21 protein-coding genes, 1 other RNA gene, 2 pseudogenes and 1 CRISPR repeat array are annotated in these 26,921 nt (G+C 43.2%); of the genes and pseudogenes, 17 read left to right on the top strand and 7 right to left on the bottom strand.

The annotated features are described in order from the left end of the window. The first annotated feature begins 78 nt into the window (after positions 1 to 78). The 3 genes from hrcA to H6G03_RS27025 all read left to right on the top strand — a co-directional run bounded on the left by hrcA (position 79) and on the right by H6G03_RS27025 (position 2,863). Complete coding sequence (gene hrcA / locus H6G03_RS27035) at positions 79 to 1,194, top strand: heat-inducible transcriptional repressor HrcA (RefSeq protein WP_190471395.1); 1,116 nt, start codon at positions 79 to 81, stop codon at positions 1,192 to 1,194. A gap of 209 nt (positions 1,195 to 1,403) precedes the next feature. Further along, the gene (locus H6G03_RS27030; protein ID WP_190471391.1) at positions 1,404 to 2,138 is read left to right on the top strand and encodes a tetratricopeptide repeat protein; all 735 of its coding nucleotides are present in this window, start codon (positions 1,404 to 1,406) and stop codon (positions 2,136 to 2,138) included. A 44-nt stretch (positions 2,139 to 2,182) separates the two neighbouring features. Continuing rightward, on the top strand, positions 2,183 to 2,863 hold the full coding sequence (locus tag H6G03_RS27025; RefSeq protein ID WP_190471388.1) for a DUF2834 domain-containing protein: 681 nt from the start codon (positions 2,183 to 2,185) through the stop codon (positions 2,861 to 2,863). Between the two features lie 242 nt (positions 2,864 to 3,105). Here the strand turns inward: H6G03_RS27025 and H6G03_RS27020 are convergent, their stop codons facing one another. Together H6G03_RS27020 and H6G03_RS27015 are read right to left on the bottom strand one after the other, a co-directional pair. After that, positions 3,106 to 4,281, bottom strand: a complete 1,176-nt coding sequence (locus H6G03_RS27020; RefSeq protein ID WP_190471384.1) for a GNAT family N-acetyltransferase — start codon at positions 4,279 to 4,281, stop codon at positions 3,106 to 3,108. Positions 4,282 to 4,541: 260 nt separating this feature from the next. Continuing rightward, positions 4,542 to 4,925, bottom strand: coding sequence for a DUF4342 domain-containing protein (locus H6G03_RS27015; RefSeq protein ID WP_190471381.1), 384 nt, complete (start codon positions 4,923 to 4,925; stop codon positions 4,542 to 4,544). A gap of 253 nt (positions 4,926 to 5,178) precedes the next feature. Between H6G03_RS27015 and H6G03_RS27010 the strand changes: the two genes are divergently transcribed. Next, positions 5,179 to 5,637, top strand: coding sequence for a hypothetical protein (locus H6G03_RS27010; RefSeq protein WP_190471378.1), 459 nt, complete (start codon positions 5,179 to 5,181; stop codon positions 5,635 to 5,637). Positions 5,638 to 5,800: 163 nt separating this feature from the next. After that, a complete protein-coding gene (locus H6G03_RS27005) occupies positions 5,801 to 6,421 on the top strand; it encodes a hypothetical protein (RefSeq protein ID WP_190471376.1) in 621 nt (206 codons plus the stop codon). Positions 6,422 to 6,520: 99 nt separating this feature from the next. Here H6G03_RS27005 and H6G03_RS27000 read toward each other — a convergent pair. Together H6G03_RS27000 and H6G03_RS26995 are read right to left on the bottom strand one after the other, a co-directional pair. Next, positions 6,521 to 6,796: pseudogene (locus H6G03_RS27000) on the bottom strand (Uma2 family endonuclease); the annotation flags it as partial. A 157-nt stretch (positions 6,797 to 6,953) separates the two neighbouring features. Beyond that, entirely contained in the window at positions 6,954 to 7,814 is an 861-nt protein-coding gene (locus H6G03_RS26995) for a helix-turn-helix transcriptional regulator (protein WP_190471370.1), read from the bottom strand. A gap of 91 nt (positions 7,815 to 7,905) precedes the next feature. Here H6G03_RS26995 and cas3 point away from each other — a divergent pair, with 91 nt between their 5' ends. From cas3 to cas2, 8 genes are all read left to right on the top strand, one after another. Continuing rightward, positions 7,906 to 10,035, top strand: coding sequence for a type I-D CRISPR-associated helicase Cas3' (gene cas3 / locus H6G03_RS26990; protein ID WP_190471367.1), 2,130 nt, complete (start codon positions 7,906 to 7,908; stop codon positions 10,033 to 10,035). 4 nt (positions 10,036 to 10,039) lie between these two features. Next, positions 10,040 to 13,006: a type I-D CRISPR-associated protein Cas10d/Csc3 gene (gene cas10d / locus H6G03_RS26985; RefSeq protein ID WP_190471364.1), complete on the top strand. Its 2,967-nt coding sequence runs from the start codon at positions 10,040 to 10,042 to the stop codon at positions 13,004 to 13,006. A gap of 6 nt (positions 13,007 to 13,012) precedes the next feature. Next, the gene (gene cas7d, locus H6G03_RS26980) at positions 13,013 to 14,017 is read left to right on the top strand and encodes a type I-D CRISPR-associated protein Cas7/Csc2 (RefSeq protein ID WP_190471362.1); all 1,005 of its coding nucleotides are present in this window, start codon (positions 13,013 to 13,015) and stop codon (positions 14,015 to 14,017) included. 229 nt (positions 14,018 to 14,246) lie between these two features. After that, on the top strand, positions 14,247 to 15,011 hold the full coding sequence (gene cas5d, locus H6G03_RS26975) for a type I-D CRISPR-associated protein Cas5/Csc1 (RefSeq protein WP_190471358.1): 765 nt from the start codon (positions 14,247 to 14,249) through the stop codon (positions 15,009 to 15,011). After that, positions 14,983 to 15,786, top strand: a complete 804-nt coding sequence (cas6, locus tag H6G03_RS26970) for a CRISPR-associated endoribonuclease Cas6 (RefSeq protein WP_190471356.1) — start codon at positions 14,983 to 14,985, stop codon at positions 15,784 to 15,786. The genes cas5d and cas6 overlap by 29 nt, the downstream gene beginning before the upstream one ends. A 73-nt stretch (positions 15,787 to 15,859) precedes the next feature. Next, entirely contained in the window at positions 15,860 to 16,444 is a 585-nt protein-coding gene (gene cas4 / locus H6G03_RS26965; protein ID WP_190471353.1) for a CRISPR-associated protein Cas4, read from the top strand. Between the two features lie 3 nt (positions 16,445 to 16,447). Beyond that, positions 16,448 to 17,425 (top strand): type I-D CRISPR-associated endonuclease Cas1d, encoded by a 978-nt coding sequence (cas1d, locus tag H6G03_RS26960; protein ID WP_190471350.1) that lies wholly within the window; start codon positions 16,448 to 16,450, stop codon positions 17,423 to 17,425. Further along, positions 17,422 to 17,718 (top strand): CRISPR-associated endonuclease Cas2, encoded by a 297-nt coding sequence (gene cas2, locus H6G03_RS26955; RefSeq protein WP_190471348.1) that lies wholly within the window; start codon positions 17,422 to 17,424, stop codon positions 17,716 to 17,718. The genes cas1d and cas2 overlap by 4 nt, the downstream gene beginning before the upstream one ends. Positions 17,719 to 18,102: 384 nt before the next feature. Next, a CRISPR array of direct repeats spans positions 18,103 to 21,082; the repeat unit is 37 nt; unit sequence CTTTCAATTAACAGAATCCCGGCAACGGGATTGAAAC. A 9-nt stretch (positions 21,083 to 21,091) separates the two neighbouring features. Here cas2 and H6G03_RS26950 read toward each other — a convergent pair. Then, on the bottom strand, positions 21,092 to 21,796 hold the full coding sequence (locus tag H6G03_RS26950; RefSeq protein ID WP_190471345.1) for a metallophosphoesterase family protein: 705 nt from the start codon (positions 21,794 to 21,796) through the stop codon (positions 21,092 to 21,094). A gap of 253 nt (positions 21,797 to 22,049) precedes the next feature. Between H6G03_RS26950 and H6G03_RS26945 the strand changes: the two genes are divergently transcribed. Next, positions 22,050 to 22,259 (top strand): hypothetical protein, encoded by a 210-nt coding sequence (locus H6G03_RS26945; protein WP_190471406.1) that lies wholly within the window; start codon positions 22,050 to 22,052, stop codon positions 22,257 to 22,259. A 121-nt stretch (positions 22,260 to 22,380) separates the two neighbouring features. Beyond that, positions 22,381 to 22,769, top strand: a transfer-messenger RNA (tmRNA) gene (ssrA, locus tag H6G03_RS26940). Positions 22,770 to 22,888: 119 nt separating this feature from the next. Here the strand turns inward: ssrA and H6G03_RS26935 are convergent. Continuing rightward, positions 22,889 to 23,809, bottom strand: coding sequence for a methylenetetrahydrofolate reductase (locus H6G03_RS26935; protein WP_190471343.1), 921 nt, complete (start codon positions 23,807 to 23,809; stop codon positions 22,889 to 22,891). Positions 23,810 to 23,944: 135 nt separating this feature from the next. Here H6G03_RS26935 and H6G03_RS26930 point away from each other — a divergent pair, with 135 nt between their 5' ends. After that, the gene (locus tag H6G03_RS26930; protein WP_190471339.1) at positions 23,945 to 25,129 is read left to right on the top strand and encodes an RNA-guided endonuclease InsQ/TnpB family protein; all 1,185 of its coding nucleotides are present in this window, start codon (positions 23,945 to 23,947) and stop codon (positions 25,127 to 25,129) included. Between the two features lie 29 nt (positions 25,130 to 25,158). On the opposite strand, the gene trpS is transcribed toward H6G03_RS26930, so the two are convergent. Next, positions 25,159 to 26,166: a tryptophan--tRNA ligase gene (gene trpS, locus H6G03_RS26925; RefSeq protein WP_190471334.1), complete on the bottom strand. Its 1,008-nt coding sequence runs from the start codon at positions 26,164 to 26,166 to the stop codon at positions 25,159 to 25,161. A gap of 303 nt (positions 26,167 to 26,469) precedes the next feature. Here trpS and H6G03_RS26920 point away from each other — a divergent pair. Continuing rightward, positions 26,470 to 26,811, top strand: a pseudogene (locus H6G03_RS26920) (cobalamin-dependent protein); the annotation flags it as partial. Positions 26,812 to 26,921: the final 110 nt, after the last annotated feature.

The following is a 26,921-nucleotide window of genomic DNA, read 5'->3' as shown; positions in this document are numbered from 1 at the left end:
ACTATTAATGATTATCTGGCGCGAGCGCAGCATTTTTTTTTTAAATTATTTTCAAATCCCGTTTGGCTGGAAACCTCTATGCAAATCCATCTTACAGATCGGCAACAACATATTCTTTGGGCAACGGTTCGCCACTATATAGCCACGGCAGAACCGGTAGGGTCGAAAGCCTTGCTAGAAGAGTACAAACTCAGTGTCAGCCCAGCCACGGTTCGCAATGCCATGAACGTTTTAGAAAAAGCTGGGTTACTTTATCAACCCCACACTTCTGCGGGACGGGTTCCCTCGGACTCTGGCTATCGTATTTACGTTGACCAGCTGATATCGCCGGATGGAACCCTGGCGCGGCAGGTGGAACAATTGCTGCAAGATAAGCTAAATAAGGAGAATTGGAGCTTTGAGGCGCTGTTGCAGGGTGCGGCTCAAATTCTCGCGACTCTGAGCGGTTACATCACCCTCATCACTATGCCTCAGACTCGCACTACCCAACTGCGACATTTGCAATTGGTACAAATGGAACCGGGTCAGGTAATGCTGATTGTGGTGATGGATAACTATGAAACGCAGTCGGTTTTAATGGAGTTACCCATACCAATTGATGTCCCTAAACCGGATGCAGAAATTATCGATCGAGAGTTGCAAATTTTATCTAATTTTTTGAATAGTCAGCTGCGGGGACGATCGCTTTTGGAATTGGCGGCGTTAGACTGGACTCAGATCGATCGCGAATTTCAAAGCTATGGGGAATTCCTCAAAAATTTATTTGCAGAAGTATCTCGTCGCAGTCAACCGGCAGCTTGCACGCAAATTCTGATTCGCGGAGTTGCCGAAGTGCTGCGTCAACCAGAATTTTCCGAGTTGCAGCAAATCAAAACATTGATTCATTTGTTAGAAGAAGAACAAGACCAACTGTGGCCGTTAATTTTTGAATCGCCAGAAGTGGAGGGAATAGGTGAATCACAGGCGGGACGCCTGTGCCACAAGAATCAACAAGGTAAACGGGTGACGGTGCGAATTGGTGCGGAAAATCCTTTAGAACCGATACGCACCTGTACGCTGATTTCCGCAACTTATCGACAGGGTACAGTGCCGGTGGGAAGTGTCGGCGTTTTGGGCCCTACCCGGATGGTATATGAAAATGCGATCGCTGTCGTAGAAGCTGCCGCCGACTATCTCTCGGAAGCATTGAGTTAACAATTTGTAACTTAATAAGCAAGTCGAGCTTGCCCAGTCGAGCTGATTTTGTAGTATTTTTCAACTCCATCACAATCCTGTATCAAACCCCTCTTGAAGCCAGGGCAAACTGTGAGTTTCAATGGAGGTATTTCCCAACTGTAGAAAACTGCCTTTGTGCAAAATATACCAGTTCTCAGTTGGAACCATAACGGAAAGGGGGCTTGCCAATGTTAGAATTCGTAGCTTTGTTATCAACAGGCTTCTGGTTATTCATGATTTACGATTGCGTTCAAAACGAGCGTGAAAGGAATACTTGGCTTTGGATTTTAATTTTCCTCAATTTTCCCGGTGCTGTTATCTACTTTTTAACGCGAAAGCTGCCCAGAATGGATGTTACCGTACCCAAGTACTTTACTCGCTGGACGCGCAGCCGGGAACTTTGGATTGCGGAAGCAGATGCAAAAAATATCGGTAAGGCACATCAGTTTGTTATCTTGGGAAATCTTCTCTCCGAGATGGGAATGCTAGAACGAGCCGAAATTGCCTACAAAACAGCTTTAGAAAAAGAACCGGATCATACCCAAGCTCTTTGGGGCGCTGCGTTCGTTGATATGCAGAATAAAAAATTTGGTAGCGCTAAGGAATATTTGGAAAAACTGTTAAAATTAGAACCGGATCATAAATATGGAGATGGTTCTCTTGCTTATGCTAAAACCCTAGTCGCTCTGCAAGATTGGGAAGCGGCTAAAGCACATTTGGAAAAAGACATCAGACAGTGGAGTCATCCCGAAGCATATATTATGATGGCAACAATTCAGTCCCAAGAAGGTAATCCCCAAGAAGCTCGGAGATATGTGGAGACAATGCTGTCGAGAGTTAGAGGTTCTTCTTATTTTCACTACAAGCGCAATCGCCATTGGGTTAATAAGGGAGAAAAATTCTTAAAAAGTTTGCCTAAATAAAGTAAATTTGAGGTATTAGCTATTCAGTGTTAGCAAGTGTAATTATGCCTAGAAAAATTGCCTTTTGGTTACTGTGGATTGGGTTTGTCAGCTACGCCTTTCTACTCGCTCCGCCTACACAACCAGATACATGGATGTTAATTAAAAATCTTTCGCTAGGGGAGTTAGAAGGTATTAATCCCATAATTGTCTCCCTTTTCTATATTATGGGTGTTTGGCCGATGATTTACAGTTGTGTGCTGTTTATTGACGGCAAAGGGCAGAAAATTCGTGCATGGCCTTTTGCGATTGGTTCTTTTGGTGTAGGAGCATTTGCAGTATTGCCATATTTAGCTTTGCGCGAACAAAATATAGAATTTATCGGAGAAAAAAATATATTTCTCAAGGTAGTTGATTCGCGCTGGACGGCTATTTTTATTAGTTTGATCGCTGTCGGTTTAGTTGGCTATGCAATGCTTGCTGGAGACTGGGGAGATTTTATTAAAAAATGGCAAACCAGTCAATTTATTCATGTGATGAGCTTGGATTTTTGTATGCTTTGTCTGTTGTTTCCGGCGCTAGTAAGAGACGATATGGCGCGTCGCGATATCAAAGATAGACAAGTTTTTGGGGCTGTTTCGTTTATTCCTTTGTTTGGCGCACTTTTATATCTTTGTTTGCGTCCGCCTTTGCCAAAATCTAGTGAGAAGGTAGCTAGAGAAACTGTTAGCAGCACAGTACAATAGACATCTTCAAAAAATCTTGTGGGGTAGGCATCCTGCCTGCCTTTGAGATTCTTTTCTGGAGATGTCTAATAGGTAAATTTATGGGGGAAGTGTTCATTTTTGTTACAAAATTTGGGGATGGTGCGTTAGGCACGGCAATTTAACGATCGGTTGCAACACTCAATTTCTCGCCCGTTCCTAAGACACCCTACAGTTAAATACGATTTTATTATCCCCATAAATACAGGAGAGAAAAATTGGTATTAAAAGAAATCTGGCATCCACGGATGAGAATCGGCAAACATCTGCGTCGCAATTAAGATTGCTTTGTCAGTTGCTTCTAATTGTCCTGCCATTTGCAGTTGTAATGGTGTAAACAAACCTGTGTAAAGCGGCGCTAAGGCTCGAATTTCCAACTGCAAATCACCTCTGCCACCTTTAGTTACTTCCCCTTGTCCGCCGGATACTGTAAGGACAAAATTACTATTGTTATCCGGTATCCAAGTATCTTTAACTGCTAGATGCAATTCGGCTTCTACCTCTGGTGGATATCCGCGCAAATTCAGAGCTTTTTCGACATTTATTATCCGCAAAAACCACATTTCGTGAAAGCGAATTTTGGCGGTTTGTTCTGGTAGCAACAGCAGTCGAGGATCGATCGCACCAGAATACCACCTGACATTCTTGACTTGCGATCGATGATCGGCGATGAATGTCCACAAACGCTCGATCGCTGCTGGTGTTAGCGCTACCCAATCCCAAATTTCCAAGTATAGATTGTTACCTTCACTTTTTTGGCTGAAAATTATGTAACCTTCTGGTTGAGTTTCTGCACCGATGAGGTAGGCGTGAACTACGTTTTCTTTATGTTCGACTATTCCACGCCATATAGCGGGATTGCGATCTAAATTGCCGTTGATTTGTTGGGCTTGTTGATGGTAAATTTTTGCGAGAGTTTCAGATTGAATGGTTTTGATTTTTTGTACTGACAAAGTGCGATCGATCGACTTAATACTCTCGGTTGGTAACTCCCAACAGCAACGACTTCCCGCTTGTTCGTATCCCATTTGGCGGTAGAGGCGTTGGGTAGCGGGATAAAGTGTTGAAATTGGTACGCCTTTGTGATAAAGTTCGCGTATGGTGTTGCTTAAAAGTTCGATCGCTACTTTTTTGCCGCGATGTTCTGGCGGTACGCCAACTGCTGCTATTCCCGCCATCGGTACAGATTGTTGACCGAACCACTGTCCCATGCGGTAAATAGCCAAACCGCCAACAATTTCTCCTGTTTGACGAACAACTCGGAAGTTTTCTAAACCAATGCGATCGCGATATTCTGGCCAATCAGCTATGGGAAAATTAAAGCATTGACAAAGCATTTCCCCCAGACTTTGAGCGTCCTCTGGGTTAGATACAGTACCAAATTCAATTTTTGATGTCATTTGTCACGCGATTTTGGATTTTGGATTTTGGATTTGCTCCGCCTTGAAATGACGGAGCTTGAAAGAAAGGAAAAATTTTTTGATAATTCCCCTTGAAAGGGGAGGCTAGAAACCCCTTTTTTCAGTCAAAAGCTTCCACAAGATCTATCTGTTTTGAGGGGAAAATGCTCGGTTAGCCAGGTAGAGTATTCCCAAGAATGCTAGTTTACTTTTGAGTAAATTGAAAATCTGCAATTTGCAATCTCAAATCTAAAATCGCATTATTCTCTGCGTTCCACGACAAGTGTAAGATGCGCCACGACTGCACCGATCGCACCAAGAGCCGCAATAACTGGAAACATGGTCGCACCAATAACTCCGCCAACTAATCCAATAGTTAGAGGTACTTCTATTAAGGTGCGTCCTTCTTCATTTTTGATAATGATGCGACGAATATTGCCTTGATAAATCAGTTCTTTTACTTTTGCTACCAGGCTATCGCCGCTAATCTTGAATTCCTCTTGGCGACCTTTTCCTTGGGGTTCTTCGTCAGTGACTACTTCTGTTATTTTAGTTTCCACTTGCACAGTGGTTTTGGGTGCAGTCGCAGATTCGTTAGTTCCGGCGTTAAATTGGTTGTCTTGTCTCTCAAAATTTTCATTCATAACTTAAAATCCTTTCAGGTTATACCTACAAATATAAACTATCTTAAACAATCGTGAAAAACATCACCAAAACGGTCGATCCAAAAGGGTGATTTCATTCTTACTAATGGGGTAGCGCTCAGGTATGGGGTTGTGCGATCGCACCCAAAATCTCGGTATCCTGATGTGCAGGAGCGTTCTGGGAGGTCGGCGATGGGCAGACGATCGCATCTTGAGTTAGCATGGTAGGAGTGCGGCGATTAATGCAACAGGTATGAGCAAATTATTGGATGCGACTCTCTCAGTGGAAATTGCTAAACGCATTGAAAGCAATGAAGTAAACAGCTTTGACAATGCTTATCATGCAGCATTGGCAACGCCAGGATCGCTCTACGTTCAAGGTTTTTTAGTTTTTTCTGGCAAGCCGTACAAACCCATTGAGCATAGCTGGATCGAACTGGATAATTCTATTGTCGATCCTACTCTGCCATATCTCCACAAAAAGCCGGAAGAATTGTACTACTTTCCCGCGCAAAAACTAACCGTTAAGCAATTGCAAGCAGCATTAGAAGAAGCCAAGGAAGATTATCCAGAAGATGAGCCTTTGCCTGTTTATGGTTCTATGCCTTACGAGTATTACGGCGATGTAATGTTAGGCGGTAAGGAATATCAAGAAGCTTACGAACAAGCAGAAGCTAAATGCTCGGAATTGAACAAACCAAAAATAAAATAAGTGGGAACTAATAGGCATCTCCTTCAAAAGAATCTCGAAGGCAGGATGCCTACCCCACAAGAATTTTTGGAGAGCGCACCTACGGGGTCAGGGAAAACAGAAACGGCGATCGCACTCTGATAAACTTGCTAAACTAGAGCCAGACTTAATTCGAGAGGTCAATATGTCTTTTAGCAGTTACAAGAGTATCGGTGCAGTCCTCAAAGAATTTCAAATTACGTACATCGAAGCCGATTTTATCATCGAAACCGCATTTAATATCCCAGAATATTTCCGTACAGACTTACAATTCGTGATGCAAGAAGGAGTTGTTAGTAACTCGGAATATGCGATTTGTGAAAACTTAATTTACCCAGTTCTTAAAGAAGTTTGGAAGTCCTATTTCCAACAGTTAACTTTGTGGAGTCATCAATCTTTAACTTATGATGAAAATCTCTCAGGGTTTCCTGAATATATTTTAGCTAAACGTTCTCCTTTAGGTAAGGTTGTTTTTGATAAACCCTATCTGCTTTTGGTTGAGGCGAAGCAGGATAAGTTCGAGGAAGGATGGGGACAATGCCTAGCTGAAATGGTAGCAGCACAACGACTGAATGGAGAACCACCATTTATTGTGTTTGGAATTGTTTCTAATGGTCAATTATGGCAATTTGGTAAACTTGAAAGAAATCAATTTACCAGAAATCGATCGTTTTACAGTATTCAAGAATTAGACAAGCTTTTTGCGGCTGTAAACTACATTTTTCAACAGTGTATTTTACAGTTAGATGAATTGATAGCAGCATAATATAGCAAACTAATTGATGACGCTCGCGCTCTTACTCCCCAATTTTACTAAAAGCGATCGCACCTCTATTTTCTTCTTTTAAAACCTGTATAAATTCGCTCATTGACCTGCTCGAAAAATCTGCGATGCAGTCAAATTTAACTCTGGGAAAGTAAGCGATTCAATTCGTTCGTTTTCTCGAAACTGGCGGACTTGATACTCTCCTTCAACAAGTTGGTAAATAGAAAGCGTAGGTCGTTTAGGATTACCGATGAAGCGTCTTCCTCCTAATCCCAAATAATCTACAATCCAATATTCAGAAATACCTAAAGCTTCGTATTCTTCCAGCTTCAAAGCATAATCATCACTCCAATTGGTTGAAACTACTTCAACTACACCCCTCTCCTCGCAGGAGAAGGACGGGGGGAGAGGTTTTTCCAGATATTTTTTGGAAAACCCCCTTTCCATATCGATCGTAGAATAGGAACAGCAATAAAAACAAACCACTTATGGCTGAAGCACTGTTCCTACCGACCAAATATAATACTGGCGCTTACGTGCTATCAGTTGGCGAATCGTATACTTGGCAAATTGCTTGCGCCTCTCGCTTGAAACGATCGCGCACATTCTCTGGCCCAACAATTTCGCAGCCAGCGCGATAAGCTAATATCTCCCGATTTAGCCAAAAGGTGCTTGACACCTGACGCACTACCTTGCGGATGTTGCCGTCTCGTTCGTCGCTGATGTCCCCGCGTTTCGATTCGTAGCTATTGGCCAGTTCGCCCTTAAAGTGTAAGTACACTTTGACAAAATCCAGATTTTCTCGCCATACACCGTCGCTGGGGAGGATGTTGAGGTCTTTAATGCGATCGAGTCTGAGAGAACGGTTGTGCGCGAGTTCTGGTAAATCGCGATTGCCTTCGGTTTCTTCATTCCAGGTTTCTAGGTACAGTCGTTTTTCTCTGAGCAAGATTTCGGCGTAACGCACGGTAAACACCCAATCTCGCTGCTGTGCGTCGCGATAGAGGAGGCGGAAGGGTTGGCGACTGGCAATTTGGCGATCGAGCAACACTCGCCAAGCGGGGAGGGACTGACTGATTTGTTGTAGAAAGGACTGGCGCAGGGGGGAATCGAGATTTCCGCGTTCTAGTAGTAAAGCCATTAAGGTTTGCGCCTCGGTAACGTATCCCGAATCGATCAGCAGTTTAATTGCTTGTTCTAGGGCTTGCACCTGTACGGGTGTAAGTGTAAATCGCTGCCCTAGTTCGAGTTCGGCTTGGGCGATCGCAACTAATAAGCCGGAAATACTCGGTCGATCGCCCCATAAAATCTTGAATTGAGCGGCGATATCTTCTAGCTGCTCTTTGGTTCCGGGTGGTATAGACAGTGTAATCGTTTCTTTTTTGCGAGGCATTTTGATAAATGTACTTGCACTATAGATGAGTTTGTGTCATACTCGCTCTATTAACAAATATAAGTGACCTGTGGCTGTTGGAGGTAAAAGCATGAAAATTACCTTACTTCCCTTATTTTCTAAGCAAAATACCGATTCCGAGCATTGTGCTTTGGGATGTCGGGGTCAGTGCAAAGTTAAGGAGAAAGCACCGAAGTTTGGGGAAAATCGGGATGCACCCTGTATTTTGTCCTTACACCAGGTTGAAACTTGCGCCCAAGTGCTGTACGGTGATGCAGAGATTATTTTCAATACGTCGGCGACGGGAGATGGGAAATCGCTGGCGGCGCAATTGTCAAGTTTAATCGATTTGAGGTTTCGCACGATCGCACTTTATCCGACGATTGAATTAGTAACGGATCAAGAAAAGCAAGTTGCCAACTATTGCACATATTTCAATTTGGATGCAAGTAAGCGCGTCGATAGTCTTTACGGTGCGGAATTAGCGCGGCGAGTGGAAGCAGCAGAAAAAGGCAATAAATTTAAGGAATTATCGAAAGTAATTGAACGGAAATCTGTGATTCTCACTAACCCGGATATTTTTCATTTAGTTACTCATTTTCGTTATTATAATCCGGCTTACGATCGCGCTTTGTTGCCATTACTTTTTGCCAGAAATCTCGACCTATATGTAGCTGATGAATTTCATATTTTTGGCGTGCATCAGGAAGCGGCAATTTTAAATAGTTTGCTGTTAATTCGTTACAACCGACCGCGCAAGCGTCCGATGAAAGTTTTGTTTACTTCTGCTACCCCTAAACCCAGTTTTATTAAAAAACTCCAAGAAGCAGGTTTTAAAGTAGCAGAAGTGAAGGGAAGTTATGAATCTGAATCTACACCGGGATATCGCCAAATTTTGCAATCGGTAGAATTAGAATTCGTGCAGTTAGACCGAGATTCCGATTCGCTAAGTTGGTTGAAAGAACAAGCAGAAACAATTAGACAAATTCTGGAAGCGGAAGGGAGAGGACGAGGGTTAATTATTCTCAATTCGGTGGCGCAAGTTAGCCGCGCCGTGCGAGAATTACAAGCTATTTTTCCTGAAGATAAAGTGAAAGTGCGAGAGATTAGCGGACGGATCGATCGCCAAGAAAGAACTGTTACTCAAACAGAGTTACAAAATGCCGAACAATCGGTTTTAGTTATCGGTACATCGGCGGTAGATGTGGGAGTAGATTTTAGAATTCATTTGTTAATTTTCGAGGCGAGTGATTCGGCTACTTTTATTCAAAGATTGGGTCGTTTGGGTCGTCATCCAGGTTTTTCAGCTTACAAAGCATTTGTGTTACTTTCAGGTCGCACGCCTTGGATTATGGCAAGATTAAATGAGAAATTGGCAGAGGTTAAAACAGTTAATAGAAATGATTTTCGGGAGATGATAGAAGATGCTTTCGATCCTCCCGCAGAGTTTGAACGATATCGCGCTTATTGGGGTGCATTGCAAGCGCAGGGAATGTTACTGAAAATGACAGGTGAAAATGCCGATGTCATGCGACAAATTCAAGCAAAAATGACTGATGATTTGCGACAAGTTTATGGCGAACAATTGGATAAAAAACGCGGTCATTGGTTTGCATTGAAAAATGATGCAACTGGTAAAGCAGTACAGGAAGAATTATTGCGCTTTCGTGGCGGTTCGGATTTGCAAGCAGCAGTTTGGGATGAGTCGCGATTTTATACTTACGATTTGTTGCGGCTTTTACCTTATGCGGAAGTGGAAATTATCGATCGCGATCGCTTTTTAGCCGCCGCTACAAAATTTAACCATCCAGCGACAGAATTTCCCGATAAATACATTCAAGTTTACTTGAAAATTAAGGAATGGACAGATGAAAGATTTGACATTCAATTGGAGTGCGATCGCACCACCGAAGAACTGAAACAATGCAGTTTAATTCAATTAGATAAACTTAGCATTGTCGGACATCCGCAAAGTGAAGTAAAAAAATGTCTTCGCAAACGAAAATTACTGGCTTTTATCGTATCTGTCAACCGCAGTCAAGCTTATAGCCATTGGGATGTCAGTCGCAAATTACATCTCAATCCCACATTTGGATTGTATCGACTTACCGATGCTGATGGTGTCACTTATGCGACTGCATTTAATCAAGATGCTTTGTTGTTGGAAGCAATGAAATGGCGACTCAAACCTTGCGAAACTGCAAAACCTTATATCTATTAAAACCATGACAACTTTACTGCAAACTTTACTGATTGAAACTTTGCCGGAAGATACCGATCCAATTTTGCGATCGTATATCGAGACTGTTCTACCTGCAATGGAACGAGAATTTGCCTTAATTACAGCTTTAGGCGGTTCCTACCAAGGTCATTATCAAAAATTAGTGCAACAAGGCAATTTTCGTGCCGATGAAAAAGCACAACGCTGGTCAAATAAAGCGGATCAAAGCTTGTTAGTTCACGTTTTAAATGCTTTGCTAACTGCTTGGAATCTCAGCCAATATTTGCCAGAAGATTTGCAACTATCAGAAGTAGAAAAACGCCTGCTGTGTTTGGGAATCACTTTGCACGACTATAATAAAGCCGTGCAAGGTCAAAAAGAAGAAACTGCACCGCCAAAAGCATCGGAAATACCGCAAATTTTACAAGTTTGCGAAACTTGGGGAGAGAAACTGAATTTTGATGCTTTTTGGCAGGAGTGGCGCGAGTATTTGTTAGAGATTGCCTATTTAGCGCAGAATACCCAATTTAAAGTCGGCAGCAATACCGTTATTTCTAATTGGGAAATCGGAGATTTTGAAGTTAAAATTGATGACGATCGCCGTTTAGATTTACCCTTGCGTCACCTGCTGGCATTTGGCGATATTGCAGTGCATTGCAACGATCCGGCGGATGTGGCAATTCAAACTGGTGGCGATCGCTTGCAAGAACGTCTAGAATCGTTAGAAATTAACAAAAAACTCGTTTACCATCGCCTGCGAGATTGTCGCGGTTTACTCACCAATCAAATTCACAATGCTGTCGTCAATTTTGTTAGTAAAATTGATTGGCAACCGATTCTTTATTTTGCCAATGGTGCTGTTTATTTAGCGCCGCCAAATTCAGTTACGCCAAGTTTGGATGAAATTGAAACTGCTGTTTGGGATAGCCTGATTAAAGGCGATGAATCTCACAATCAAAAAGGATTGGCGGCGTATTTCAGCACTGGCGATGTGGGATTTGTGCGAGATGGAAAAGGGTTAAAAGTTGCGCCTCAAACGTTGGAACTTTTTAGTCCGGCGGAACTGATTCGGCAATTACCCGATGTCGTGAAAGCGAAAGTGGCGAATGCGAAAAGTCCGGCTACAGGAAAGCGAATTGAAAAGTTAGAAATTCCCGACGATGAGAAAAAACGGCTTTTAAAAACCGCTGATTTAAGGGCCGATCGCATTGCCGAATTTCTCATTTTAGCGCAAAGAGAATTCTTTGAAGAATGTCAGGAATATGCGCCGCAAATTCTGGCGATGCTAAATCTGGAAACGGATATTTCCCCAGCAGAAACAGCAGTGCAATCAGGCGGTGTAAATTATGGCTGGTATCGCGTTGCGGCTGCTTATATGGCAGCTAATTCTACCCTGGATTTAGAACAAGTAGCAGACTTTTTAACCGATTTTGCCGATCGCCTTGCAACTTGGGCAGAAAATAACGGTTTCCTCAAACAAAATAGCAGTCCGACTGGCGCAGCTTTTACTAGCTATTTGGCACAATATCTGGAAGTTTGGGGATTAACAGAATCGCCTCGCGAGTTTGAAAATGAACTTGCCGCTTATGCAGATGCAAAAGTCACTAATCAGGCGATTTGTTCTTTGAGTTCGGGAGAATTTTCGGCTGAAGATCAACTCGATTCTGTAGTTTTGTTTAAACCACAACAATATAGTAATAAAAATGCTTTAGGAGGTGGTAGAATTAAACGAGGGATATCAAAAATCTGGTCGCTAGAAATGCTATTGCGGCAGGCTTATTGGTCTGCACCTGCGGGAAAATTGGAAGACAGACAGCCGATTTTCCTCTATATTTTCCCGGCTTATGTTTACTCGCCGCAAACAGCTAAAGCGGTGAAATTATTAACGAAAGAACTACAAAGAATGAATCTTTGGGAAGTTCGCAAACATTGGCTTGATGCTGAAATGCAAGTTAGCGGTTTGCATAATTTAGCTTGGCGAGATGAAGATGATGAGGAAGCAGAAGCGGGAAGATTTGGTAAACATCAATATTCTGTGCGAGACTTGCCTTTTATGGCAATGACTTACACGACTACAATGGGAAAAACTATCACCGATGCTTGGGTGGAACCAACTTTTTTAGCCCTTGCTTTACCCAGGCTTTTGGGCGTAAAAGTGGTAGCAACTGCAAGCCAAGATCCCCTTTATGCTAGCGATAAAGAGTTTCTAGAAACTGTCAAGTTAGATGGGGCGGCTGGCTTTTGGAATTTATTAGGTTTAGATTCATCTCTTCGCTTAGATAACTTACAGAATGCACTGGAACGTTTGTTAATAGCTTATAGCATTCATTTAGATAATCGCAGTGCGAAACCCGATGCACGTTGGCAAGCTTTTAATGGCACTGTGAGAGATTTGGCGACGGATGTTTTGAATGTGTTTGCGATCGCAAATGAAAGTTTGCGTCGGGACAAGCGAGAACCTTCTCCCAAAGAGGTCGATCGCTACTGGAAATTTGCCCAAATTTGGTCACAAGGAGATGTTATGATGGAGAAAACAATCGATTTTACAGAAGACTTGGTACGAAAATATCGCAAATTTTACCAAGTCGATTTGAAAGAATCAAGCCACGCAATTTTATTGCCAATTACCAAAGCTTTAGAGGTAATTCTTTCTAGCCCGACTAATATCGATCCGAAAGATTTAATTTTGCAAGGCGCTGGACAATTGCACGCTGCACTCGATCGCCAAGAAGTCTATAAACGTCCGTTGCTAAAGGATAAATCTGTTGATTATGCCCTGCGTCAGCAACAGGAACTCGAAGCAATTCATGGCTTTATGACTACTTGCGTGCAGGAAATATTTTTGGGGCAATATAAAGGCGATCGCGCCCTTCTCCAAGAAAACCGCAACCGCATCAAAGCGGGGGCTGAATTTGCTTACCGTTGGCTACATTTTCAAGAAAAACAACAATCTCAATCAGAAGGAAAATAAATCATCATGGCTATTCTCGAAACTCTCAAACCTCAATTTCAAACCGCATTTCCGCGTTTAGCATCAGGTAAATACGTTCACTTTTTAATGGTGCGACACAGCCAATCTTTTCCAGTTTTTCAAACAGATGGAGTATTGAATACTGCACGCACCCAAGCAGGTTTAAATACTCGCGATTTTCTTAGCCGCCTTGTTATGTTTAAGCGCAAACAAATTACACCAGAACGGTTAGCAGGACGGGAATTACTGCGCTCTTTAAACTTAACTAGCGCCACCGAAGGAACGGATAATTGCTGCGAATATAATGGCGAAAAATCTTGTAAAAAATGCCCTGATTGCATTCTTTATGGTTTCGCTATTGGTGATAGCGGATCGGAACGTTCCAAAGTTTATTCTGATTCGGCATTTTCTCTCACGCCTTACGAAAATTCCCATCGCAGCTTTACGTTTAACGCTCCTTATGAAGGGGGAACGATGAGCGAAAAAGGTGAAATGCGGAGTGCAATTAATGAATTAGATCACATTCTCCCAGAAGTGGCATTTCCAACGGTGGAAACTCTGCGCGATCCGACTTTTGAAGGTTTTATTTATGTTTTGGGTAATCTGTTGCGAACTCGACGCTATGGCGCACAGGAATCTCGCACGGGTACGATGACAAATCACATTGTTGGAATTGCGTTTTGCGATGGAGAAATTTTCAGTAATCTGCATTTTACTCAGGCGCTTTACGATGCGTTAAAGCCGGATATTACTGCTCCGATTAGCGATATTCTTACCAAGGCGACGGAAGTGGCAGATAGTTTAATTAAAAAGGAACCAGTGCGGAAAAATCAGGTGATTTTGCGTCCTCAATTGGATGAATTGTTGACCGAAGTTGGGGAAATTTATCAGGATGAAACTCGCTTGCAAGAAACTTTGACGGCGCTGTATCAGCAGACGAAAAGTTATGCCGAAACCTATGGCGCTTTGACTAAGGAAAAGGGCAAAAGTAAAGGTAAATCTGGTTCTTAATTGGGATGTCTTCACCCGCCCGGAACTCAAGTTCCGGGCTAATAGCGGAAGTCCATTAAAATGGACTGGAAAATTAGCATTTACATTTAGTCCACTTAAGTGGACTTTAGCTATTAGCCAGCGATTTGAATCGTTGGCGGGCTGTAAGGGTTGCCGTTAGCTTAATTTGTCAACAAAATAATTGATTTTTTAGCAGCTTAAAGAAATCAAAAATATTGAGGTAAAATCGATGATTCTTTATCAATGTCTTCTCACTCTGCACGATAATGTTTTTTTCGCGACTCGCGAAATGGGGATTCTTTATGAAACGGAGAAATATTTGCATAATTGGGCTTTAAGTTATGCTTTGTTCCAAACGGTTTATATTCCTACGCCTTACCGTTTACAAGGGAAAAATGCTCAGAAGCCTGCTTATTTTGATGCTAATCGCGAACAGAATCTATTTCATTTGAATCAAGCAGAAATCTATGTTTTTCCGGCTCAACCTTTGAGATGCTCTTACCAAATTAATACTTTTAAAGCGGCTCAAGTTAAGTATTACGGGAGATCGGAACGGTTTGGTGAGGGTAATGCCAAACGCAATTATCCGGCTAACATTGGTCGAGCGAAAGAATTAGCGGTTGGTAGTTACTATCAAACTTTTATTATAGCCGAAAAAGAGATAGAAATTCCTCATTGGATACGGTTAGGGAAATGGGCGGCTAAAGTGCAAGTTGAAGCTCGGATAATTCCGGCATCTGGAATTAAAGTGAAGTCGGGGGAATATATTTGTCAGCATCCTTTAAATCCCATTGATTTACCTCGTTCTTCCCGTTTATTATTGTACAACCGAATTGTCATGCCACCAGTTAGTTTAGTCAGTCAAGCGCAATTAATCGGTGAATATTGGGAAGTGTCGAAAGAAGATAATTGGCAAGGCTTTAAGGAATTACCGAAACAATTTTGTTTACCCAAGGGTGTATCTTATGGAATTAATGCAGTTGCAGTCTCCTAAATCTTTTAATTTGTATGCGATCGTCGTACAATTAGGCGCAGTAGATCGAGGATATTTACCCCAGACTTTAGGACGAGCAATTCACGCTCAGGTTTTGCAATGGTTAAATAAAGGCGATCCAAATGTGGCTGAATTCGTCCATGAAAGTCAAGAATCTCCGATTAGTTTATCCGGTTTAATTGGCAATCGTCGCCCATCGGGAATTCGACCGGGAGATGAATTTTATTTCCGCATTAGTTTGTTAAATGGTAGTCTCATCGATCCGCTTTTAAGTGGGATAGAACAGTGGGGAAACGAACCGATTACTCTGGGCAAATTTACCTTTACAATTAAAGGGTTTTATTCCTTGCCGGGAACTCATCCTTGGGTTGGTTCTGCTGATTATGGAATGTTGGCTAAATTGCCAAATTCTGCCAACGAAATCACGCTGGAATTCCTCTCGCCTACCAGTTTCAAACAAACTCAATATATCCAGCCTTTCCCTTTACCTGAATTAGTATTTTTCAGCCTGCAAAGACGTTGGAATTTCTTTGCGCCAGAAGCACTAAAAATTGATGCGATCTCCTGGCAAAGTTTAGTTTGTGCTTATCAGTTAGAAACCCATGCTTTGAAAATGGAAGGCGGCGCTGAAATTGGAGCAAAAGGATGGGTTAAATACCGTTTTCCCGATGCGGAACAAGCGCGAATTGCCAATATTTTAGCACATTTTGCTTTTTTTGCGGGTGTCGGGAGGAAAACGTCGATGGGTATGGGCCAGACAAAGTTGATTCATTAAGAAATTTCAGATTTCAAATTTAAAATCTGAAATCTGCGATTGGCAATCTGAAATTACTCATAGGTGATTGGAGATGAATGAAAATTACCTTTCTTTAGCTTATCTCAACGCTTGGGAATATTGCCCCAGACGATTTTACCTAGAATATCAACTAGGCGAAATGGAGGATAACGAACATATTATTATCGGGCGTTATCTACATGAAAATATCAACCAAGAAGGCACTTCTATGGAGGGCGATATTCTAATTCATCGCCAGCAGTGGGTATGGAGTGAAAGTCTAAAAGTTAGCGGCATTATCGATGCAGTGGAAGAACGAGATGGTCAACTGATTCCCTTGGAATATAAAAAGGGAAAAATGGCACAACATCTCAACGATCATTTTCAATTATGTGCGGCTGCTTTGTGTTTGGAAGAACGCACGGGAAGAGAGATTGCTTATGGTGAAATTTTTTATCACGGCAATCGCAGACGGCAACAAGTTAAGTTTACACCACAGTTACGACAAATGACTCAAGAAGCTATTTTGGCAGCGCATCAAACTGCGTCTGGCAAAATTCCATCACCGATCGATCATTCTAAAAAATGCAAAGCTTGCAGTTTAATCGGCATTTGTCTGCCTTTGGAAGTTAAACAATTATTACGGGAAGGAGTCTAAACAATGTCTGTACTTTACGTTACGCAACCGGAAGCAATTTTGAATAAGAACTACGAAGCTTTTACTGTTGCTATAAAACAGGAAGATGGCAGTTGGAAAAAGCAATCAATTCCTGCCCAAACGGTAAAACAAGTTGTTTTAATGGGTAATCCGCAAGTAACGGGGGATGCTTTGACTTATGCTTTGGAATTGGGTATACCAGTTCACTACCTTTCGATTTTTGGTAAATATTTGGGGAGTGCTTTACCGGGTTATTCTCGCAATGGTGCTTTGCGGTTGGCGCAGTTTGAATTGTATCGAGATACGGAACGGCGATTGCAATTGGTGAAGGCAATTGTCACGGCTAAAATTCAAAATCAATATACGGTTTTGTATCGCCAAAAAATTAGCGATAGTCCGCTGAAAAGTCATAAGAAATTAGTAGCGCAAAAGAAAACTTTGGATGAGGTGCGAGGGGTTGAAGGTATCGCCGCTAAGGATTATTTTGCTGATTGGTCGGCTATTTTGAAAGAACCTTGGTCTTTTCCCAACCGAAATCGCCGTCCTCCTACCGATCCGGTGAATTCTTTGCTGAGTTTTGCTTATGGATTGTTGCGAGTTCAGGTAACAGCAGCAGTTCATGTGGTGGGACTCGATCCTTATATTGGTTATTTGCATGAAGTTAGTCGCGGACAACCTTCTATGGTGTTGGATTTGATGGAGGAATTTCGTCCTTTGGTGGCGGATAGTTTGGTGTTTTCGGTGTTGAATAAGCGAGAAATTCAACCAAATGATTTTACGGAAAGTTTGGGTGCTTATCGACTTTCTGATGATGGACGCAAGCGTTTTTTGCAAGCGTTTGAACAGAAGATGAATAGTGAGTTTACCCATCCGGTGTTTGATTATGTTTGCACTTATCGACGGGCGATCGAACTACAAGCGCGGTTGCTGGGTCGCTATTTGCAAGAGGGTGTACCTTATAAACCGTTGGTGTTGCGATGAAGGATACTTTATTTTATTTGGTGATTTACGATTTGCCGGATAATAAAGCGGCAAATAAGCGGCGGAATCGATTGCACAAATTGCTTTCTGGTTATGGAAAGTGGTGTCAGTATAGCGTTTTTGAATGTTTTTTGACGGCGATTCAGTTTGTCAAGCTGCAACAAAGAATTGAAAAGTTGATTAAGCCTGCGGAAGATTCGGTGCGAATTTACGTTTTGGATGCGGGATCGCTGAAAAGGACGATCGCATACGGTTCCGAGAAGCCACGACAGGAAAGTGCGATCGTACTTTAGTATTCCACAAAATTCGATCGCTCACAAAGCCCCTAACCTCTGCCAATCCCGGTTTCTCCATACCTCCGTCACCTGAAAACCCTGTCAATCATATCCACCTTCACCCGGTTTCTCCCCTGGAACCGGGTTTTAGTATCATAAGGAGTACCCCTTGACAAGAAAATGCCGTTCGTTTACTATAGTTTTCGTGAACCGAAGCGGGAGCCAAAACCTGGGGGGGTTCACGAAAAACGCCAGAACCTTGACAATTAAATAGTTTCAGCGTTTGGCCAAGTGTAATTGTTGCGAATTAGTTTCAATAACGAAGGCTGAAATGAGGTTAAAAATGAGGTTCACGAAAAATGGCTTCAGAATGGCCTCTCTGTCTTGGTTTTCGAGGGCAGACTTTCAATTAACAGAATCCCGGCAACGGGATTGAAACACTTACACGGGAAACTTGATAGGAAAAATCCCCCTTTCAATTAACAGAATCCCGGCAACGGGATTGAAACAAAAGCCAAGCATTGCACATTTGGGTAGTCGATGTCTCTTTCAATTAACAGAATCCCGGCAACGGGATTGAAACCCATTCACGCTTACGCTGGTAGGCGCGTCTTCAGGCTTTCAATTAACAGAATCCCGGCAACGGGATTGAAACTCGCTGCCACTGCTATTAACTACCTGGTATTTCGGATCTTTCAATTAACAGAATCCCGGCAACGGGATTGAAACGCAGGGAGTTCGACACTATTTTGAGCAGGCTAATTTCTTTCAATTAACAGAATCCCGGCAACGGGATTGAAACATTATGGGGGAATTTAAAGCTAATTTATCCCATATCCACCTTTCAATTAACAGAATCCCGGCAACGGGATTGAAACAAATCGCTGGCGCTGCCGGACGAGGTAGCCGGAGTGTACTTTCAATTAACAGAATCCCGGCAACGGGATTGAAACTATTCCGATCCTCGCCGGGGGATTGTAGCGGAGGCAACTTTCAATTAACAGAATCCCGGCAACGGGATTGAAACCTCAAAAGCTACTCTGTCTGGTCTGTTCCAAAGGCTTTCAATTAACAGAATCCCGGCAACGGGATTGAAACTTCGCGCTGGGGATGTTTTCCCTCAAAATGAGGAAGACTTTCAATTAACAGAATCCCGGCAACGGGATTGAAACATCCAGGAAGATGGCTCACAGTTGAGCGCACAGGCCTTTCAATTAACAGAATCCCGGCAACGGGATTGAAACACGACAGAACCATTTAGCGGACGCATTGGACTTGCTTTCAATTAACAGAATCCCGGCAACGGGATTGAAACATAGCTGTTCTAACTGACTAGCTACGGACTCGCTATTAGCCTTTCAATTAACAGAATCCCGGCAACGGGATTGAAACCCTGATAAGGAAGATTGGAGGTTAGGACATCTAAGCTTTCAATTAACAGAATCCCGGCAACGGGATTGAAACTTGTAAGAATATTTCGGGAAAATATCGGGAAAATACTTTCAATTAACAGAATCCCGGCAACGGGATTGAAACGCATTATCAGCCAAAATTACTTCTGCAACTTTTCTTCCACTTTCAATTAACAGAATCCCGGCAACGGGATTGAAACACGTATTCTCCAGAGAAACCAACCGACTATTTAATACTTTCAATTAACAGAATCCCGGCAACGGGATTGAAACGCTTTATGAATGCTTTCCTTCTTTATTTCTCGAAGAAAACTTTCAATTAACAGAATCCCGGCAACGGGATTGAAACATTATTTTTACTAGGGATTTTAGAGCGCAGGAGGGATTTACTTTCAATTAACAGAATCCCGGCAACGGGATTGAAACATATTTCTTGGGTCGCGCTTTTGAGAGGCTTCTTGATAAGCTTTCAATTAACAGAATCCCGGCAACGGGATTGAAACAGGTAGGCAAATTTGCCTCCAGTTACGCCGCCAGAAACTTTCAATTAACAGAATCCCGGCAACGGGATTGAAACAAATTTATTCCCCTTCCCTCTAGGAGTACTTAACTTTCAATTAACAGAATCCCGGCAACGGGATTGAAACACGGCTACCAGTTTCATCTCGCAAGAAATCATCCCGGTCTTTCAATTAACAGAATCCCGGCAACGGGATTGAAACCTGCAATTGAATCAAGATATGCACCTAATTGAGAACTTTCAATTAACAGAATCCCGGCAACGGGATTGAAACAATTTATCTACTTCTTTTTCAGAGCTATTTTTCTTCTTTCAATTAACAGAATCCCGGCAACGGGATTGAAACCTATTATCCGATGCAATTCATAGTTTGTTAGCACTTTCAATTAACAGAATCCCGGCAACGGGATTGAAACATCAATTATTACTACTCCGAATCGTGTGCCGTATCCGCTTTCAATTAACAGAATCCCGGCAACGGGATTGAAACACTTATTTCTACAATTACTCCGGGAACTATTGCTAAACCTTTCAATTAACAGAATCCCGGCAACGGGATTGAAACTTAGGCAACTCTCCGGTTGCCCGGAGAGTGCTTTTTCTTTCAATTAACAGAATCCCGGCAACGGGATTGAAACGAGCGGCCAGTCGGCAACTATGGCAATTTCTCGGTCTTTCAATTAACAGAATCCCGGCAACGGGATTGAAACTGAAATTACAGCTTGTTTACCACGAAAAATCTGTGGAACTTTCAATTAACAGAATCCCGGCAACGGGATTGAAACCGCGCAGGACGGCTGCTGAACTAGAAGAGATGGCTAGCTTTCAATTAACAGAATCCCGGCAACGGGATTGAAACATTTAAAGCTAATTTATCCCATATCCATGACCGAAATCTTTCAATTAACAGAATCCCGGCAACGGGATTGAAACCTGCAAAACCAGGCAACTCTATATGTGGAGTTTCTATGCTTTCAATTAACAGAATCCCGGCAACGGGATTGAAACCCCTAAAGTTGGTAAATTGTCGTGGTCGCCCTCTTTACCTTTCAATTAACAGAATCCCGGCAACGGGATTGAAACCCGCCAAATCGCTCAGAGACCCCAATGCCGACTGTGGCTTTCAATTAACAGAATCCCGGCAACGGGATTGAAACTAAAGCCAGAAAAACTTCTGTGCTATATATTCAGACTTTCAATTAACAGAATCCCGGCAACGGGATTGAAACCTGTTTTGTTTGCTTCAAATTTAAACCGTATTTTTTGGCTTTCAATTAACAGAATCCCGGCAACGGGATTGAAACTCTGTTGCCTCTTTGCGACCAAAAGGGATTTGATAGCTTTCAATTAACAGAATCCCGGCAACGGGATTGAAACTAATCGAACTATCGTCACGGAATACTGAGATTCCAACTTTCAATTAACAGAATCCCGATAACGGGATTGACGATCGGCGCGATCAAGCTAAATTATCGCGATATTGCTTATCTCGCTTCCCCGGTATCAACACATTTCCATATTCATCGCTCACTCCAGCTTTGGCAACCCCATGCACCGCAATTTTGCCTTTGCATATTGTGGCGCTATACTGTTCGTGGTGATGACCGTGAAATACTTTTTTGACTCCCAGCGCTTCCGCCAACTCGTCTAATTCCCTGAAACCATAGCGATGGCAAGAAGGAGCCTCATGAGTTACCAGTATATCGGCTCGCTTCTCCCAAAGTGCCTCGTACTCTTGCCAAAATATGCTGGCATGATGTTTGCGCGGAATATCGCCGCGCCAGCGTTCCTCTTTTCGGCAATAATGTAATAAGTCTTTGCGACTGCGAAATCTGGGTTTGATAGGCGGTCTCCAAATCTTTTCGCGGAATATGCCACCCAATCCGGCTACGCGCTTGCCATCAATCTCGACGACGCGGTTGTGCAGGTTGCGATCGCCCAATTTCGACCCAAACAAGTTATCGTACCAACAATCGCGATCGCAGTCGTGATTGCCGGGGATAAACCAAACCTCGGTTTTTTCCAGTATGGCGGAAAGTTCCTCGTCAAGCGATCGCTCCAAGTCCAAATCCCCAAGCAAAATTGCAGCTTGTGGAGCATAAGTCTCAACCGCCCTGATAAATGGCCGAAAATCGCCATGCGGATCGCCACCGAACAGAATCATAACTCCGATTGCCCTGCTGTGCCGTCGAGGTATAATCACTGGGGTGAATGGGCTTATATAGCTTCCGAAACCGCAGCCTCCCCAATTTCTACATTAACCTCAACAACTTTAAAAGGGCTAGTCTATTAAGTTAACATTTCGCAACATTTACAGGCGCAAAGATTAAACTTAATTACAAAGTCAAAACTTGCTAATAACTCCGTGATAACGTCTATTGATGTTGACCGAGTTTGAAAATGGCGCAGAAACAGGGATGGAGAACACATTGCAACTCGATTTAAATCGCTCCTCGCATTCATGTCGTGAAGATTTCAGCGAGTACGTGGCACACCTTCAGCTTCACATGGCGTTACAAGCACGTAACTTAGTACCCAATCTCACCCAAGCGGCAGATAGCCGAGAACAGTTGTTGCAGGAAACTCAAGCAGAGTTTGAAAAATTGGTTTCTAGGCAAATGCGATAGCTCAAGCAAGTGGGATAGGAACAGAAAAGCAGGTCATCTTTGCCAGCGAGACAGTTATCCTAGCCATTAGCTCCCACACACAAACTCAAAATAGCCAACTATAATAGGAAATGTAAGACATGGGGCTGTAAAGGTTTCGACGTGTCGGCGAAAGCTGCCCCGTGATACAGGCCGAGAGTGAGTCTCCTCTCGCTAATCAAAGGCTCAAAAAAAAGTAAATGCGAACAACATCGTTCCTTTTGCTCGTAAAGCTGCCACTGTTGCTGCTTAATAACCGATAACAAGGTTCGAGCGTCTGTAGTCTGACTCCGTTAAGGACTACGGACAAACCCCAACGGATGCTCTAGCAAGGTTTCTCTGGTTGATTGCTAGCTAAGATTCAACCACTGCATCCTGTCATCCGGGATAATGGATGGTTCCCGCCCAAAGGGTCAGATGGGCTAAGCCTGTGAAGGAGCGGAAAGTAAATACCCGTCGCGGACATCCGTTCAATTCGGATCAGCTCCACTTAACGATATATTGATGAATTAATTTGGGAGCCACCCTCTACTATTTATTAGTAACGGGGTGGCTTCTCAATTAGGGCTCTATCAACCTTTGGGCCAGTTCGCCAAACTCAACTTCGGATATCAAGCGGTCTGAATTGGTGGAATTCCAGCCATATCGAGAATTTGGGGAATCAAATCTTCGCGCTTCACCGCCATCATGTGAACGCCTTGACAAATTTGACTGGCTAGCTTGACTTGTTCGGCGGCAATTTTCATCCCTTCCTCTAATGGATCTTTTGCACTTGCCAAACGATCGATAATGTGTTGCGGAATATTCACCCCCGGTACGCAGCGATTGATAAATTCGGCGTTTTTGGCGGATTTGAGCAGAAAAATCCCGGCCAAAATCGGTTTATTGCTACCAGCCGCAATTTGACTCATAAATTTTTCCAAGCGATCGAAATCCGAAATCAGCTGACTTTGGAAAAATTGCGCCCCAGCTTGTAACTTGCGCTCAAATCGACTTTGCAATCCCGACCAACTGGGCGATTGCGGGTCAATCGCCGCACCGACAAATAAATCTGTAGCGCCATCCGTGAGGGGTTTATCGTTCCAATCAAAACCGTTATTCATTTTGTCTATTAGTTGTAGCAGACGCACCGATTCCAAATCGAAGACAGCTTTGCAGTCCGGATGATCTCCCGCTTTGACGGGATCGCCAGTCAGGGCTAGAATGTTGCGAATGCCGATCGCATGGGCTCCCATCAGGTCAGCTTGCAGTCCGATGCGGTTGCGATCTCGACAAGCTACTTGACAAATTGGCTCAATTCCGTATTGCAGTAAAATGACCGACGCCACCAGGGGACACATCCGCAACACCGCTCTACTGCCATCGGTAATATTGATAGCATGAACTCTCCCTTTGAGCATTTGCGCCATTTTTACCATGTGGGTGGGGTCGCCTCCTTTGGGTGGTGCGACTTCTGCGGTAACGAGAAATTCACCGGCTTGGATGGCGGCGCGAAAGGAAGTCAAGGGTGTTGGGGATTGGATGCTGAACATGAGTCTGATGGATGAAGGATGAGGGATGAAATTAAGCCTTTATCGAAAACTTGGGTTTAAAACCCCGTCCTTGTAAGACGGCTTTACATTTGTTTTAATCTAGTATACCATAGTAGCTATAGTTTGGTAAGCCTAATGTTTAAGGCGTTTAAGTACAGAATCTACCCAACAACCGAGCAAAAAGACTTGCTAGTTAAGTCTTTTGGTTGTTGCCGTTGGTTCTACAATTACAGCCTTAATCTAACGACTGAAACTTACAAAAAGACTGGGAAAGGATTAAGTAGGAATGAAATAATCAGACTACTTCCACAACTCAAGAAAGAGTATGAATGGTTGACAGAACCACCTTCCCAAATTTTGCAGCAAGTAGCCTTAGATTTGTCGAGCGCTTTTCTCAACTTCTTTGAAAAAAGAGCTAACTATCCCAACTTCAAGAAGAAACATCAAAGGCAGTCAATTAGATTCCCCCAAGGCATGAAGTTAAGCGGCGACTATTTAACACTGCCCAAACTGGGAAAAGTTTACTGCAAAGTATCCAGAATTCCAGATGGTGAGTTTAAATCTGTCACAGTTTCAATGACTCCTAGTGGTGAATTTTACGCCAATTGTTTGTATGATGATGGGAAGGGTAAGCCAGAACCAATCAAAGAGGGTAAAGCAGTAGGAATCGATTTAGGTATCACTCACTTTGCTATCACATCAGATGGAACCAAACATGGCAATCCTAAATACTACCGCAAGCATGAGAAAAAGCTAGTCTTATGCCTTCAGAGATTAGCTAAGAAGCAAAAAGGTTCAAGCAATCGTAACAAAGCAAGAATTAGGGTAGCTAAAATCCATCAAAAAATTACTAGATGTAGGGAAGATTTTCTCCACAAACTAAGTCGTAAATTAGTAGACGAAAATCAAGTCGTGGTGGTAGAGAATCTGGCAGTGAGAAACATGGTACGCAATCATAAATTAGCTAAGTCTATAGCTGATTTAGGATGGGGACAATTTTGTACCATGCTGAAATATAAAGCAGAATGGGACGGGAAAATCTACATAGAGGTAAATAGATTTTTCCCTAGTTCTAAAACCTGCAATCACTGTTTGAATCAGATGAGCGAATTACCTTTAGATATTAGAAGTTGGCGGTGTCCCAAATGCGGAACTTTACATGACCGTGACATCAACGCCGCCAAGAATATTAGAGATGAAGGTTTACGAATGTTAGAGGTAGGGCATACCTCGGTAGCTTCTGGAGAACGAGTAAGACCAAGCAAAGGCACTGCTTTTGTAAGGCATCGTTCTATGAAGGAAGAATCACCGCACCTTTAGGTCGGTGAGTGTCAAGCTTGCGTCCAGTATTACAGCGGGGTAGAAAAACCGAGTGCGGCTTTGACTTGCGCTAGAGTATCGTTAGCGATCGCACCTGCCTTTTCTCGTCCTTCGCGCAACACCGATTCCAGATAACCTTTCTCATTCATCACTCCATGATACTTGTCTTGAATCGGTTTGAGAGCATTAATTGTCGTTTCTGTCAATAACGGCTTGAATTGTCCCCAACCCATATCCGCACATTCCGCCGCTACTTCTTCCTTCGTTTTTCCAGAAAGAATCAAATACAAAGTCAGCAAATTGCGTGCTTCGGGTCTTTCCGGGTCATCAAAACTCAAACCGCGAACTGAGTCGGTCTTGCAGCGTTTAATCTTGTATTGGATTTCCTCTGGCGTATCCAGCAGATTAATGCGACTTTGGTCGGAAGGGTCAGATTTGGACATTTTGCGAGTTCCATCGGTCAGACTCATCACTCGCGCCCCTTCCGGTCGAGTGAGCATCTCTGGCAATTTTAGTATTTTTTTCCCGTTACCGAATTGGTGGTTAAACCGATTGGCAATATCGCGGGTGAGTTCCAGGTGTTGTTTCTGATCTTCGCCTACCGGCACTTTATCGGCTTGGTAGAGTAAGATATCCGCCGCCATCAGCACCGGGTAGTCCAACAAACCGGTGTTGACATTTTCTCCCTGCTTGACTGCTTTTTCCTTAAACTGGATCATGTCTTCCAACCAGTTAATCGGCGTAATGCAGTTGAGCAGCCATGCTAATTCGCTGTGCGCCGAGACGTGGGATTGCACGAAAATGGTGGAATGTTGCAAATCTATGCCGCAAGCTAGATACAGAGCCGCGATTTTATATGTATTTTCTGCTAATGTGGCTGGGTCGTGGGGTGCGGTAATTGCGTGCAAATCGACCACGCAGAAGTAATTGTCGTACTGGCTTTGATTTTCCACCCAGTTACGAATTGCTCCTAAGTAGTTACCCAGGTGAAGATTGCCAGTTGGTTGGACGCCAGAGAGGACGCGAGGACTCGCCATAAAGTGCAAAAGTGCTGAGTTGCTAAGTTCTGAGTGCTGAGTAAATACATCTTAGAGCCAAAGCAGAATGTTCGATCGCTCTCTCGAAAAGTTACAAAATTTAACCAAAATTCAGCTGTCTTTGTGATAAACCGGGAGTAACCTTGGGTTTAAGTATATTCTCTGTCAGTAGATCCTCGTGGTGCAGTGGGTGCCAAAGTCGCTCGCCTGTTTTGCTGTCCTAGTTTTTACTGATGTCATGGCGAGGCTTTGATGCAGTGGTGAGGATTCTCGCTGAGCGATCGTTCCACCAAAGGAGTGATAATGAAAGCTTTACTGATCTGGCCGCATTTTCCGAATTCCTTTTGGTCTTACCAAGAAACTCTCAATCTAGCTGATTTGCGCTCTACCAATCCACCTCTAGGCTTGATTACCGTAGCGGCGATGCTACCAAAAGACTGGGAAATCCGGTTTTACGATCGCAATGTCCGCCCTGAGACAGATGACGACTGGGCATGGTGCGACATTGTAATAGTATCTGCCATGATTGTGCAGAAACAGGATTTTCGATCGCTGATTCAAAAAGGTGTTGCGTTAGGCAAAAAGGTGGCCGTGGGTGGCCCATTCCCCACTTCGGTACCAGATGTGGCGTTGGAAGCGGGAGCGCACTAAGTAGTCGGACAAAAGTAATCGACACTGTATGAACTTTTGTTAAGGCACTTGCAGGAGTGCGAGCGTGCATCGTCACGATTAGTACAAATGAACTCCATAAACGA

The sequence above is a fragment of the Aerosakkonema funiforme FACHB-1375 genome (assembly GCF_014696265.1).
Classification (GTDB): Bacteria; Cyanobacteriota; Cyanobacteriia; order Cyanobacteriales; family Aerosakkonemataceae; genus Aerosakkonema; species Aerosakkonema funiforme_A.
This window is presented reverse-complemented; position numbering and strand designations above follow the sequence as displayed.

What these genes read in the sequence shown, in the direction of transcription:
- hrcA (WP_190471395.1), top strand. Translation starts at nt 79, where the DNA reads ATGCAAATCCATCTTACAGATCGGCAACAACATATTCTTTGGGCAACG.
- H6G03_RS27030 (WP_190471391.1), top strand. Translation starts at nt 1,404, where the DNA reads ATGTTAGAATTCGTAGCTTTGTTATCAACAGGCTTCTGGTTATTCATG.
- H6G03_RS27025 (WP_190471388.1), top strand. Translation starts at nt 2,183, where the DNA reads ATGCCTAGAAAAATTGCCTTTTGGTTACTGTGGATTGGGTTTGTCAGC.
- H6G03_RS27020 (WP_190471384.1), bottom strand. Translation starts at nt 4,281, where the DNA reads ATGACATCAAAAATTGAATTTGGTACTGTATCTAACCCAGAGGACGCT.
- H6G03_RS27015 (WP_190471381.1), bottom strand. Translation starts at nt 4,925, where the DNA reads ATGAATGAAAATTTTGAGAGACAAGACAACCAATTTAACGCCGGAACT.
- H6G03_RS27010 (WP_190471378.1), top strand. Translation starts at nt 5,179, where the DNA reads ATGAGCAAATTATTGGATGCGACTCTCTCAGTGGAAATTGCTAAACGC.
- H6G03_RS27005 (WP_190471376.1), top strand. Translation starts at nt 5,801, where the DNA reads ATGTCTTTTAGCAGTTACAAGAGTATCGGTGCAGTCCTCAAAGAATTT.
- H6G03_RS26995 (WP_190471370.1), bottom strand. Translation starts at nt 7,814, where the DNA reads ATGCCTCGCAAAAAAGAAACGATTACACTGTCTATACCACCCGGAACC.
- cas3 (WP_190471367.1), top strand. Translation starts at nt 7,906, where the DNA reads ATGAAAATTACCTTACTTCCCTTATTTTCTAAGCAAAATACCGATTCC.
- cas10d (WP_190471364.1), top strand. Translation starts at nt 10,040, where the DNA reads ATGACAACTTTACTGCAAACTTTACTGATTGAAACTTTGCCGGAAGAT.
- cas7d (WP_190471362.1), top strand. Translation starts at nt 13,013, where the DNA reads ATGGCTATTCTCGAAACTCTCAAACCTCAATTTCAAACCGCATTTCCG.
- cas5d (WP_190471358.1), top strand. Translation starts at nt 14,247, where the DNA reads ATGATTCTTTATCAATGTCTTCTCACTCTGCACGATAATGTTTTTTTC.
- cas6 (WP_190471356.1), top strand. Translation starts at nt 14,983, where the DNA reads ATGGAATTAATGCAGTTGCAGTCTCCTAAATCTTTTAATTTGTATGCG.
- cas4 (WP_190471353.1), top strand. Translation starts at nt 15,860, where the DNA reads ATGAATGAAAATTACCTTTCTTTAGCTTATCTCAACGCTTGGGAATAT.
- cas1d (WP_190471350.1), top strand. Translation starts at nt 16,448, where the DNA reads ATGTCTGTACTTTACGTTACGCAACCGGAAGCAATTTTGAATAAGAAC.
- cas2 (WP_190471348.1), top strand. Translation starts at nt 17,422, where the DNA reads ATGAAGGATACTTTATTTTATTTGGTGATTTACGATTTGCCGGATAAT.
- H6G03_RS26950 (WP_190471345.1), bottom strand. Translation starts at nt 21,796, where the DNA reads ATGATTCTGTTCGGTGGCGATCCGCATGGCGATTTTCGGCCATTTATC.
- H6G03_RS26945 (WP_190471406.1), top strand. Translation starts at nt 22,050, where the DNA reads ATGGAGAACACATTGCAACTCGATTTAAATCGCTCCTCGCATTCATGT.
- H6G03_RS26935 (WP_190471343.1), bottom strand. Translation starts at nt 23,809, where the DNA reads ATGTTCAGCATCCAATCCCCAACACCCTTGACTTCCTTTCGCGCCGCC.
- H6G03_RS26930 (WP_190471339.1), top strand. Translation starts at nt 23,945, where the DNA reads ATGTTTAAGGCGTTTAAGTACAGAATCTACCCAACAACCGAGCAAAAA.
- trpS (WP_190471334.1), bottom strand. Translation starts at nt 26,166, where the DNA reads ATGGCGAGTCCTCGCGTCCTCTCTGGCGTCCAACCAACTGGCAATCTT.